Annotated in this window: 9 protein-coding genes; all 9 read left to right on the top strand. The window is 60.8% G+C overall.

Annotated elements, in window-relative coordinates:
* The first annotated feature begins 132 nt into the window (after positions 1-132).
* The 9 genes from sdhC to sucD all read left to right on the top strand — a co-directional run bounded on the left by sdhC (position 133) and on the right by sucD (position 11,543).
* Positions 133-507 carry a succinate dehydrogenase, cytochrome b556 subunit gene (gene sdhC, locus INS93_RS07380; protein WP_037000859.1) on the top strand — a complete coding sequence of 125 codons (375 nt, stop codon included), beginning with the start codon at positions 133-135 and terminating at the stop codon, positions 505-507.
* On the top strand, positions 501-869 hold the full coding sequence (sdhD, locus tag INS93_RS07375) for a succinate dehydrogenase, hydrophobic membrane anchor protein (RefSeq protein ID WP_024308045.1): 369 nt from the start codon (positions 501-503) through the stop codon (positions 867-869). The genes sdhC and sdhD overlap by 7 nt, the downstream gene beginning before the upstream one ends.
* Before the next feature lie 3 nt (positions 870-872).
* Positions 873-2,645, top strand: a complete 1,773-nt coding sequence (sdhA, locus tag INS93_RS07370; protein WP_003459985.1) for a succinate dehydrogenase flavoprotein subunit — start codon at positions 873-875, stop codon at positions 2,643-2,645.
* An 11-nt stretch (positions 2,646-2,656) separates the two neighbouring features.
* Positions 2,657-3,364, top strand: coding sequence for a succinate dehydrogenase iron-sulfur subunit (locus INS93_RS07365; RefSeq protein ID WP_003459986.1), 708 nt, complete (start codon positions 2,657-2,659; stop codon positions 3,362-3,364).
* Between the two features lie 249 nt (positions 3,365-3,613).
* Positions 3,614-6,445 (top strand): 2-oxoglutarate dehydrogenase E1 component, encoded by a 2,832-nt coding sequence (locus INS93_RS07360; RefSeq protein WP_192980863.1) that lies wholly within the window; start codon positions 3,614-3,616, stop codon positions 6,443-6,445.
* 64 nt (positions 6,446-6,509) lie between these two features.
* Positions 6,510-7,745: a 2-oxoglutarate dehydrogenase complex dihydrolipoyllysine-residue succinyltransferase gene (gene odhB, locus INS93_RS07355; RefSeq protein ID WP_192980862.1), complete on the top strand. Its 1,236-nt coding sequence runs from the start codon at positions 6,510-6,512 to the stop codon at positions 7,743-7,745.
* A 66-nt stretch (positions 7,746-7,811) separates the two neighbouring features.
* The gene (gene lpdA, locus INS93_RS07350) at positions 7,812-9,248 is read left to right on the top strand and encodes a dihydrolipoyl dehydrogenase (protein ID WP_192980861.1); all 1,437 of its coding nucleotides are present in this window, start codon (positions 7,812-7,814) and stop codon (positions 9,246-9,248) included.
* Positions 9,249-9,489: 241 nt separating this feature from the next.
* A complete protein-coding gene (gene sucC, locus INS93_RS07345) occupies positions 9,490-10,656 on the top strand; it encodes an ADP-forming succinate--CoA ligase subunit beta (RefSeq protein ID WP_074678179.1) in 1,167 nt (388 codons plus the stop codon).
* Positions 10,656-11,543: a succinate--CoA ligase subunit alpha gene (sucD, locus tag INS93_RS07340; protein ID WP_059392427.1), complete on the top strand. Its 888-nt coding sequence runs from the start codon at positions 10,656-10,658 to the stop codon at positions 11,541-11,543. The genes sucC and sucD overlap by 1 nt, the downstream gene beginning before the upstream one ends.
* The last annotated feature ends 76 nt before the right edge of the window (positions 11,544-11,619 follow it).

The following is an 11,619-nucleotide window of genomic DNA, read 5'->3' as shown; positions in this document are numbered from 1 at the left end:
TGCGGCCGACCGCCACAGGCTTTAGGGCCGTGTCATGGCGGTTGTCACTCATTGGGTGATGGGTACCTTGCCAGTGCACTTCCCAACAACTTTGCCCTGATAGTTAGGGGCTCTCAGTGTGATAAAAAAGCCGTGAATAGCCAACGACCTGTAAACCTAGACCTTCGGACTATCAAGCTTCCGATCACCGCTTACACGTCCATTCTTCACCGTATCTCCGGTGTCATCCTCTTTGTCGGTATCGCCATTCTGCTGTTTGGCCTCGACAAGTCGCTGACCTCCGAAGAGGGCTTCGCCCAGGTGAAAGAGTGCCTGACCAGCCCGCTGGCCAAGTTCGTGATCTGGGGTCTGTTGTCCGCTCTGCTGTACCACCTGGTGGCTGGTGTACGCCACTTGATCATGGACATGGGCATCGGTGAGACGCTGGAAGGCGGCAAGCTGGGCTCGAAAATCGTCATCGCCGTTGCGGCGGTCGTGATCGTGCTGCTGGGGGTGTGGATATGGTAACCAATGTCACGAATTTCTCGCGTTCGGGCCTCTACGACTGGATGGCTCAGCGCGTTTCTGCGGTCGTTCTCGCGGCTTACACGCTGTTTCTGCTGGGCTATGTGATCTGTAATCCAGGTATGGGCTACGCCGAATGGCATGGTCTGTTCTCGCATACCGCAATGCGCATCTTCAGCCTGCTGGCCCTTGTAGCACTGAGCGTGCACGCCTGGGTTGGCATGTGGACCATTTCCACCGACTACCTGACGCCGATGGCGCTGGGCAAGTGGGCGACTGGTGTGCGTTTCCTGTTCCAGGCCGTGTGTGGCATCGCGATGTTTGCGATGTTCGTCTGGGGCGTGCAGATTCTGTGGGGTTTCTGATTCATGGCTAGCATCCGTACTCTTTCTTATGACGCCATCATCGTTGGTGGTGGCGGCGCTGGCATGCGTGCCGCGCTGCAACTGGCTCAGGGCGGTCACAAGACTGCCGTGGTCACCAAGGTGTTCCCGACTCGTTCGCACACCGTTTCCGCTCAGGGTGGCATCACCTGCGCCATCGCTTCGGCCGACCCGAACGATGATTGGCGCTGGCACATGTACGATACCGTCAAGGGTTCCGACTACATCGGTGACCAGGACGCTATCGAATACATGTGCTCCGTCGGCCCGGAAGCCGTGTTCGAGCTCGAGCACATGGGGCTGCCGTTCTCCCGTACCGAGCAGGGTCGCATCTACCAGCGTCCGTTCGGTGGTCAGTCCAAGGGCCCGGATAACCCGACTCAGGCTGCTCGTACCTGTGCTGCTGCCGACCGTACCGGTCACGCGCTGCTGCACACTCTGTATCAGGCCAACCTGAAAGCTGGCACCTCGTTCCTCAACGAGTGGTACGCCGTTGACCTGGTGAAGAACCAAGATGGCGCCATCGTCGGCGTCATCGCCATCTGCATCGAGACTGGCGAAACCGTCTATATCCGCTCCAAGGCCGTGGTCCTGGCCACTGGCGGTGCTGGTCGTATCTACGCCTCCACCACCAACGCCCTGATCAACACCGGTGACGGCGTGGGCATGGCCCTGCGTGCCGGTGTGCCGGTGCAGGACATCGAAATGTGGCAGTTCCACCCGACCGGTATCGCCGGCGCTGGTGTACTGGTCACCGAAGGTTGCCGTGGCGAGGGTGGTTACCTGATCAACGCCCATGGCGAGCGTTTCATGGAACGTTATGCGCCGAATGCCAAAGACCTGGCTGGCCGCGACGTGGTTGCGCGTTCCATGGTCAAGGAAGTCATCGCCGGCAACGGCTGTGGCCCGGACAAGGACCATGTACTGCTCAAGCTCGATCACCTCGGCGAAGAAGTGCTGCACAGCCGTCTGCCGGGTATCTGCGAACTGTCCAAGACCTTCGCTCACGTCGACCCGGTCGTCGCTCCGGTCCCGGTGATCCCGACCTGCCACTACATGATGGGCGGCGTGCCGACCAACATTCATGGCCAGGCCATCACTCAGGATGCCAACGGCAACGACAAGATCATCGAAGGTCTGTTCGCTGTAGGTGAAGTAGCGTGCGTATCGGTACACGGTGCCAACCGTCTGGGCGGCAACTCGCTGCTCGACCTGGTGGTATTCGGCCGCGCCGCTGGCCTGCACCTGGAAAAAGCGCTGAAAGAAGGCGTGGAAGTCCGTGGTGCCAGCGAAACCGACATCGAACAGTCGCTGTCGCGTCTGGCTGGTGTCAACGAGCGCAGCACCGGCGAAGACGTCGCCCCGCTGCGTAAAGAGCTGCAACAGTGCATGCAGAACTACTTCGGTGTATTCCGTACTGGCGAATACATGCAGAAGGGCATCCAACAACTGGCCGACCTGCGTGAGCGCATCGCGAAAGTCAAAATCGCGGACAAGAGCCAGGCGTTCAACACTGCGCGTATCGAAGCGCTGGAACTGCAAAACCTGCTCGAAGTGGCTGAAGCGACTGCGGTTGCCGCCGAGGCTCGTAAAGAGTCCCGTGGTGCCCACGCTCGTGAAGACTTCGAGGAGCGCGATGACCAGAATTGGCTGTGCCACTCCCTGTACTTCCCAGGCGAGAAGCGCGTTGCCAAGCGTGATGTCAACTTCGCGCCGAAGACCGTTCCGGCATTTGAACCCAAGGTTCGGACTTATTAAGGGTGACTGATATGTTGCAAGTCAGTGTTTATCGCTACAACCCGGAGAAGGACGCTGCTCCGTTCATGCAGGACTTCCAGGTCGACACCGGCGGCAAGGACATCATGGTCCTCGACGTACTGGCGCTGATCAAGGAACAGGATGAAGGCTTCTCCTACCGTCGTTCCTGCCGTGAAGGCGTATGTGGTTCCGACGGCATGAACATCAACGGCAAGAACGGCCTGGCCTGTATCACGCCGATCTCCGCTGCCGGCCTCAAGGGCGGCAAGCTGGTGATTCGTCCGTTGCCGGGCCTGCCGGTCATTCGTGACCTGGTCGTCGACATGAGCATCTTCTACAAGCAGTACGAGAAGGTGCAGCCGTTCCTGCAGAACGATACGCCGGCTCCGGCCATCGAACGTCTGCAGACTCCGGAAGAGCGCGAGAAGCTCGACGGTCTGTACGAGTGCATCCTGTGCGCATGCTGCTCGACCAGCTGCCCGTCGTTCTGGTGGAACCCTGACAAGTTCCTCGGTCCCGCTGCACTGCTGCAGGCCTATCGCTTCCTGGCCGACAGCCGTGACACCAAGACCGCTGAGCGTCTGGCCTCGCTGGACGATCCGTTCAGTGTGTTCCGTTGCCGCGGCATCATGAACTGCGTGAACGTCTGCCCCAAGGGTCTGAACCCGACCAAGGCAATCGGTCACGTGCGTAACATGCTGCTGCAGAGCGGTACCTGATTCGCAAGTTGCTATACCTGTAACACCTGCGAGTCCGGCTCAGGCCGGCCTCGCAGTAAAGCCAGAGCCGCAGCCCACAAAGCCGCGGCTCATACTCGAAAAACATGACGACCAGCAGGGGCATCCGGGCTGGTACCCGGACTATCTGCGGGAACCCAAGTGGCTTTATCCGAGTCGCAGCATCATGACTTTGATCAGGACCATGCGGTATTCACGCCGGTGGTGTCCCCTTACCGAGGGTGACCAAGCATGCAAGAAAGCGTGATGCAGCGCATGTGGGACAGTGCCCACCTATCCGGTGGCAACGCTGCCTACGTGGAAGAGCTCTACGAGCTCTACCTGCACGATCCCAACGCTGTGCCAGAAGAGTGGCGCACTTACTTCCAGAAGTTGCCGACCGACGGCAGCGCTGCAACGGACGTATCGCATTCGACCATTCGCGATCATTTCGTCCTGCTCGCCAAGAATTCGCGTCGTGCCCAGCCGGTTTCCGCCGGGGCCGTCAGCAGCGAGCACGAAAAGAAGCAGGTGGAAGTGCTGCGCTTGATCCAGGCCTACCGCATGCGTGGCCATCAGGCCGCCCAGCTCGACCCTCTGGGTCTGTGGGTGCGCACTGCGCCGTCTGACCTGTCGATCAATCACTATGGCCTGACCGACGCGGATCTGGACACCACATTCCGCACTGGCGAGTTGTATATCGGCAAGGAAGAGGCAACGCTACGCGAAATCCGCGATGCGCTGCAGCAGACATATTGTCGCACCATCGGTGCCGAATTCACCCACATCGTCGACTCCGGTCAACGCAACTGGTTTGCCCAGCGCCTGGAAAGCGTGCGCGGTCGCCCGCAGTTTTCCGCCGAAGTTCAGGCGCATGTGCTCGAGCGTGTCACTGCTGCCGAAGGCCTGGAAAAATACCTGGGTACCAAATACCCGGGCACCAAGCGTTTCGGCCTGGAAGGTGGCGAAAGCCTGATTCCGTTGCTGGACGAGATCATCCAGCGTTCCGGCTCCTACGGCACCAAGGAAATCGTCATCGGCATGGCCCACCGCGGCCGCCTCAACGTTCTGGTCAACACCTTCGGCAAGAATCCGCGCGACCTGTTCGACGAGTTCGAAGGCAAGAAGACCGAAGGTCTGTCGTCCGGTGACGTGAAGTACCACCAGGGCTTCTCCTCCAACGTCATGACTGCCGGTGGCGAAGTGCACCTGGCGCTGGCGTTCAACCCTTCGCACCTGGAAATCGTTTCCCCGGTGGTCGAGGGTTCGGTGCGTGCTCGTCAGGATCGTCGCAGCGATGCCAGTGGCGAGAAAGTACTGCCGATCTCCATCCACGGTGATGCTGCCTTCGCCGGTCAGGGTGTGGTCATGGAAACCTTCCAGATGTCGCAGACCCGCGGCTACAAGACTGGCGGCACCATCCACATCGTGATCAACAACCAGGTCGGCTTCACCATCAGCAACCCGCTGGATGCGCGCTCCACCGAGTACGCGACCGACGTGGCGAAGATGATCCAGGCGCCAATCTTCCATGTGAATGGTGATGATCCGGAAGCCGTGCTGTTCGTGACTCAACTGGCTGTCGACTACCGCATGCAGTACAAGCGTGACGTGGTCATCGATCTGGTCTGCTACCGCCGTCGTGGTCACAATGAGGCCGACGAGCCGAATGGCACCCAGCCGCTGATGTACCAGCAGATCGCCAAGCAGCGCACCACCCGTGAACTGTACGCCGACGCTCTGATTGCAGCTGGCGCGCAGAGCAGCGACGACGTGCAGGCCAAGATCGACGAGTACCGCACCGCGCTGGACAATGGTCAGCACGTGGTCAAGAGCCTGGTCAAGGAACCGAACAAGGAGCTGTTCGTCGACTGGCGTCCGTACCTGGGCCATGCCTGGACCGCGCGTCATGATACCCGCTTCGATCTGAAGACCCTGCAGGATCTCTCGGCCAAGCTGCTGGAAATCCCTGAAGGCTTCCTGGTTCAGCGCCAGGTGGCGAAGATCCTCGAAGACCGTCAGAAGATGGGTGCAGGCGGCTTGCCGATCAACTGGGGTTTCGCCGAGACCATGGCTTACGCCACGCTGCTGGTCGAAGGTCACCCGATCCGCATGACCGGTCAGGACATCGGCCGTGGCACCTTCTCGCACCGTCACGCGGTGCTGCACAACCAGAAGGACGCCTCGACCTACGTTCCGCTGAAGAACCTGTACGACGGCCAGCCGAAGTTCGAGCTGTACGACTCCTACCTCTCCGAGGAGGCGGTACTGGCCTTCGAATACGGCTATGCCACCACCACGCCGAACGCGCTGGTGATCTGGGAAGCCCAGTTCGGCGACTTCGCCAACGGCGCCCAGGTGGTATTCGACCAGTTCATCTCCAGCGGCGAGACCAAGTGGGGTCGCCTCTGCGGTCTGACCGTTCTGCTGCCGCATGGTTATGAAGGGCAGGGGCCTGAGCACAGCTCGGCGCGTCTGGAGCGTTACCTGCAGCTGTGCGCCGAGCACAACATGCAGGTCTGCGTACCGACCACCCCGGCACAGGTCTATCACATGCTGCGTCGCCAGGTGATCCGTCCGCTGCGCAAGCCGCTGGTGGTGCTGACGCCGAAGTCGCTGCTGCGTCACAAGCTGGCCATCTCGACCCTGGAAGATCTGGCCGAAGGCTCCTTCCAGACGGTGATCGGCGAGATCGATTCGCTGGACCCGAAAAAGGTCGAGCGTATGGTCCTGTGCAGCGGCAAGGTCTACTACGACCTGCTGGAGAAGCGTCGTGCCGAGGGTCGTGAAGACATCGCCATCGTGCGCCTCGAGCAGCTCTATCCGTTCCCGGAAGACGATCTGGCTGAAGTGCTGGCGCCCTACAAGAACCTCAAGCACATCGTCTGGTGTCAGGAAGAGCCGATGAACCAGGGTGCCTGGTATTGCAGCCAGCATCACATGCGTCGCGTCGCTACTGCACACAAGAAGTCGCTGTTCCTGGAGTACGCCGGTCGTGATGCGTCGGCAGCGCCCGCTTGTGGTTATGCGTCGATGCACGCCGAGCAGCAGGAAAAACTGCTGCAGGACGCCTTTACTGTTTAACGCCTTCATCCGGCAGGTGGCGAGTGCCACCTGCCGGTAAACCGAATTTAAGGAAACACATACAATGGCTATCGAGATCAAAGCCCCAACCTTCCCGGAATCGGTTGCCGACGGCACCGTGGCCACCTGGCACAAGAAGCCGGGCGAAGCGGTCAAGCGTGATGAGCTGATCGTCGACATCGAAACCGACAAGGTCGTGATCGAAGTACTGGCCGAGGCCGACGGCGTTCTGGCTGAAATCATCAAGAACGAAGGCGACACCGTTCTTTCCAACGAACTGCTGGGCAAGCTGACCGAAGGCGGCGCTGCCGCCGCTGCTCCGGCTGCCGCACCGGCCGCCGCCGCACCGGCCGCCGCCGCTTCGGCTCCAGCTGCTGCTCCGGCTGCCGCCGCTGGCGACGACGCCATCCTCTCTCCGGCCGCGCGCAAGCTGGCCGAAGAGAACGGCATCGACCCCAACAGCATCGCCGGCACCGGCAAAGGTGGCCGAGTGACCAAGGAAGACGTGGTCGCTGCCGTCGAAGCCAAGAAGAACGCCCCGGCTGCTGCCAAGCCTGCCGCTGCTCCGGCCGCTGCTGCTGTCGTCGCCACTGGCGACCGCACCGAGAAGCGTGTGCCGATGACCCGCCTGCGCGCCAAGATTGCCGAGCGCCTGGTCGAGGCTCAGTCCTCCATGGCCATGCTGACCACCTTCAACGAAGTCGACATGACTGAAGTCATGGCCCTGCGTTCGAAGTACAAGGACCTGTTCGAGAAGTCCCACAATGGCGTGCGCCTGGGCTTCATGTCGTTCTTCGTCAAGGCCGCCACCGAAGCGCTGAAGCGCTTCCCGGCAGTCAATGCCTCGATCGACGGCAACGACATCGTTTACCACGGCTATGCCGACATCGGTGTTGCCGTCTCCAGCGACCGCGGCCTGGTCGTTCCGGTACTGCGCAACGCCGAGCAGATGAGCCTGGCTGAAATCGAGAGCGGCATCGCCACCTTCGGCAAGAAAGCCAAAGACGGCAAGCTGTCGATCGAAGAAATGACCGGCGGCACCTTCACCATCACCAACGGTGGTACCTTCGGTTCGATGATGTCGACGCCGATCGTTAACCCGCCGCAGGCAGCCATCCTGGGTATGCACAACATTATCCAGCGCCCGATGGCGATCAATGGTCAGGTGGTGATCCGCCCGATGATGTATCTGGCGCTGTCTTACGACCACCGCCTGATTGATGGTAAGGAAGCCGTGACCTTCCTGGTGACCATCAAGAACTTGCTTGAAGACCCGGCTCGCCTGCTGCTGGAAATCTAAAAGCCAGTCTCCTCCACGGCGGCCCTGTTCTCAGGGCCGTCCGGTTTATTCGAGAAGGAATACGTTATGACCCAGAAATTCGACGTGGTAGTCATCGGTGCCGGCCCTGGTGGCTATGTAGCCGCCATCAAAGCAGCGCAACTCGGCCTGAAGACTGCCTGCATCGAGAAGTATCAGGGCAGCGACGGCAAGGTCGCGCTCGGCGGCACCTGCCTGAACGTCGGTTGCATTCCTTCCAAGGCGCTGCTGGACAGCTCCTGGAAGTACCACGAAGCGAAAGACGGTTTTGCCGTTCACGGTATCGAAGCCAAGGGCGTGACCATCGACGTCCCGGCCATGGTGGCGCGCAAGAACACCATCATCAAGAACCTCACCGGCGGTGTTGCCGGCCTGTTCAAGGCCAATGGCGTGACCCTGCTCGAAGGCCACGGCAAGCTGCTGGCCGGCAAGCAGGTCGAAGTCACCGGCACCGACGGCAAGACCCAGGTGGTCGAAGCTGCTCACGTGATCATCGCCTCTGGCTCCAAGCCGGTCGAGATCCCGCCGGCCCCGGTTGATCAGGATGTCATCGTCGACTCCACCGGTGCCCTGGAATTCCAGAGCGTACCGAAGAAGCTGGGCGTCATCGGCGCTGGCGTGATCGGTCTGGAGCTGGGCTCGGTATGGGCTCGCCTGGGTGCCGAAGTCACCGTCCTGGAAGCCATGGACAAGTTCCTCGCCGCTGCCGACGAGCAGGTCGCCAAGGAAGCCCAGAAGACCCTGACCAAGCAGGGCCTGGACATCCGCCTGGGCGCTCGCGTAACCGGTTCGGAAGTCAAGAAGAAGCAGGTCGTCGTCAGCTTCACTGACGCCAATGGCGAGCAGAAGATGACCTTCGACAAGCTGATCGTGGCTGTGGGTCGTCGCCCGGTGACCACCGATCTGCTGGCTTCCGACAGCGGTGTGGACCTGGACGAGCGCGGCTTCATCTTCGTCAACGACCAGTGCGAAACCAGCGTTCCGGGCGTATACGCCATCGGTGACGTGGTGCGTGGCGCCATGCTCGCGCACAAGGCTTCGGAAGAGGGCGTGATGGTGGCCGAGCGTATCGCGGGTCACAAGGCGCAGATGAACTATGACCTGATCCCGTCCGTGATCTACACCCATCCGGAAATTGCATGGGTCGGCAAGACCGAGCAGCAGCTGAAGGCCGAAGGTGTGGCCGTCAATGTCGGCACCTTCCCGTTCGCTGCCAGCGGTCGCGCCATGGCGGCCAACGACACCGGCGGCTTCGTCAAGGTCATCGCTGACGCCAACACCGACCGCGTACTGGGCGTTCACGTGATCGGCCCAAGCGCTGCCGAGCTGGTACAGCAAGGCGCGATCGGCATGGAATTCGGCACCAGTGCCGAAGACCTGGGCATGATGGTCTTCTCCCACCCGACCCTGTCCGAGGCGCTCCACGAAGCGGCCCTGGCGGTCAACGGTGGCGCGATTCACATCGCCAACCGCAAGAAGCGTTAAGCGAAGTGGCCGGCAGTGACCGGTCACTGCAGTAGTTGTTGTAAGCCGCCGTGGCAGGCGGGGCGTCGTGTAATCGCCTCATCGCTACGGTGGTGTTTGCAAGCAGAACCACGTCGGGTGGCCCGCGTCGAGTTCGACTCGCAGCGGAAGGCCCGGCGGACTGCTTCGGCAGTCACAGGTGGCGCGGTATCACAAGTACAGCGCCGAATGCGCAATACCTAAACGAAGACGGTAGACAAGCATGAATCTTCACGAGTATCAGGGTAAGCAGCTGTTCGCTGAATACGGCCTGCCCGTATCCAAGGGCTTCGCGGTAGACACCCCGGAAGAAGCCGCAGAAGCCTGCGAAAAAATCGGCGGCAGCGAGTGGGTCGTCAAGGCTCAGGTCCACGCTGGTGGCCGCGGTAAAGCCGGTGGTGTAAAGCTGGTCAAGAGCAAAGAAGACGCCAAGGCCTTCGCCGCCAACTGGCTGGGCAAGCGTCTGGTGACTTACCAGACTGACGCCAATGGTCAGCCGGTCAGCAAAATCCTGGTCGAATCCTGCACCGACATCGCCAAGGAACTGTACCTGGGCGCTGTAGTGGACCGCTCCAGCCGTCGCATCGTGTTCATGGCTTCCACCGAAGGTGGCGTGGACATCGAGAAAGTGGCCCACGATACCCCTGAGAAAATCCTCAAGGCCACCGTTGATCCTCTGGTTGGCGCTCAGCCGTTCCAGGGTCGCGAGCTGGCTTTCCAGCTGGGTCTGGAAGGCAAGCAAGTCGCTCAGTTCGCCAAGATCTTCGTAGGTCTGGCCAAGCTGTTCAAGGATCACGACCTGGCTCTGCTGGAAGTCAACCCGCTGGTCATCAAGGCCGACGGCGACCTGCACTGCCTGGACGCGAAGATCAACATCGACGCTAACGCCATGTACCGTCAGCCGAAGCTGAAGACCTTCCACGACCCGTCGCAGGACGATCCTCGTGAAGCCCACGCTGCCAGCTTCGAGCTGAACTACGTGGCCCTGGAAGGCAACATCGGCTGCATGGTCAACGGTGCCGGCCTGGCCATGGGTACCATGGACATCGTCAACCTGCACGGCGGCAAGCCAGCCAACTTCCTCGACGTAGGTGGCGGCGCGACCAAAGAGCGCGTGACCGAAGCCTTCAAGATCATCCTGTCCGACAGCAACGTCGCTGCCGTTCTGGTGAACATCTTCGGCGGCATCGTTCGTTGCGACATGATTGCCGAAGGCATCATCGGCGCCGTGAAAGAAGTCGGCGTGAAGATCCCGGTGGTCGTCCGCCTGGAAGGCAACAACGCAGAGCTGGGCGCCAAGGTCCTGGCTGAAAGCGGCCTGAACATCATCGCGGCAACCAGCCTGACCGACGCTGCTCAGCAAGTCGTCAAAGCTGCGGAGGGCAAGTAATGAGCGTCCTGATCAATAAAGACACCAAAGTCATCTGCCAGGGCTTCACCGGCTCGCAGGGTACTTTCCACTCCGAACAAGCCATCGCCTACGGCACCAAGATGGTTGGCGGCGTGACTCCGGGCAAAGGTGGCACTACCCACCTGGGCCTGCCAGTGTTCAACACTGTCAAAGAAGCTGTCGAAGCCACCGGCGCTGACGCTTCGGTCATCTACGTTCCGGCTCCGTTCTGCAAGGACTCGATCCTGGAAGCGGCATTCGGCGGCATCAAGCTGATCGTCTGCATCACCGAAGGCATTCCTACCCTGGACATGCTGGATGCCAAGGTCATCTGCGACGAGCTGGGCATTACCCTGATCGGCCCGAACTGCCCGGGCGTGATCACTCCCGGCGAGTGCAAGATCGGCATCATGCCGGGTCACATCCACCTGCCAGGCAAGGTAGGCATCGTGTCGCGTTCCGGCACCCTGACCTATGAAGCCGTCAAGCAGACCACCGACGCCGGTTTCGGCCAGTCGACCTGCGTGGGCATCGGCGGTGACCCCATCCCGGGCTCCAACTTCATCGATATCCTGAAACTGTTCCAGGAAGATCCGAAGACCGAAGCGATCGTCATGATCGGTGAGATCGGCGGTTCGGCTGAAGAAGAAGCAGCTGCCTACATCAAGGCCAACGTCACCAAGCCTGTAGTTTCCTACATCGCTGGTGTGACCGCTCCTCCCGGCAAGCGCATGGGCCATGCTGGCGCCATCATCTCTGGCGGCAAGGGCACTGCAGACGAGAAATTCGCTGCACTGCAAGACGCTGGCGTTAAAACCGTGCGTTCCCTGGCTGACATCGGCAAGGCCCTGGCCGAGCTGACCGGTTGGGAAGTCAAGAAGGCCTAAGCCTTCGCTGACTGCTCAAAAAAAGGCCACCCTCGGGTGGCCTTTTTTGTTATTGAACGCGTGCGTATCTGGCGAT

It is taken from the genome of Pseudomonas sp. EggHat1 (genome assembly GCF_014892995.1).
GTDB classification, from domain to species: Bacteria; Pseudomonadota; Gammaproteobacteria; order Pseudomonadales; family Pseudomonadaceae; genus Aquipseudomonas; species Aquipseudomonas chaetocerotis.
This window is presented reverse-complemented; position numbering and strand designations above follow the sequence as displayed.

What these genes read in the sequence shown, in the direction of transcription:
- sdhD (WP_024308045.1), top strand. Translation starts at nt 501, where the DNA reads ATGGTAACCAATGTCACGAATTTCTCGCGTTCGGGCCTCTACGACTGG.
- sdhA (WP_003459985.1), top strand. Translation starts at nt 873, where the DNA reads ATGGCTAGCATCCGTACTCTTTCTTATGACGCCATCATCGTTGGTGGT.
- INS93_RS07365 (WP_003459986.1), top strand. Translation starts at nt 2,657, where the DNA reads ATGTTGCAAGTCAGTGTTTATCGCTACAACCCGGAGAAGGACGCTGCT.
- INS93_RS07360 (WP_192980863.1), top strand. Translation starts at nt 3,614, where the DNA reads ATGCAAGAAAGCGTGATGCAGCGCATGTGGGACAGTGCCCACCTATCC.
- odhB (WP_192980862.1), top strand. Translation starts at nt 6,510, where the DNA reads ATGGCTATCGAGATCAAAGCCCCAACCTTCCCGGAATCGGTTGCCGAC.
- lpdA (WP_192980861.1), top strand. Translation starts at nt 7,812, where the DNA reads ATGACCCAGAAATTCGACGTGGTAGTCATCGGTGCCGGCCCTGGTGGC.
- sucC (WP_074678179.1), top strand. Translation starts at nt 9,490, where the DNA reads ATGAATCTTCACGAGTATCAGGGTAAGCAGCTGTTCGCTGAATACGGC.
- sucD (WP_059392427.1), top strand. Translation starts at nt 10,656, where the DNA reads ATGAGCGTCCTGATCAATAAAGACACCAAAGTCATCTGCCAGGGCTTC.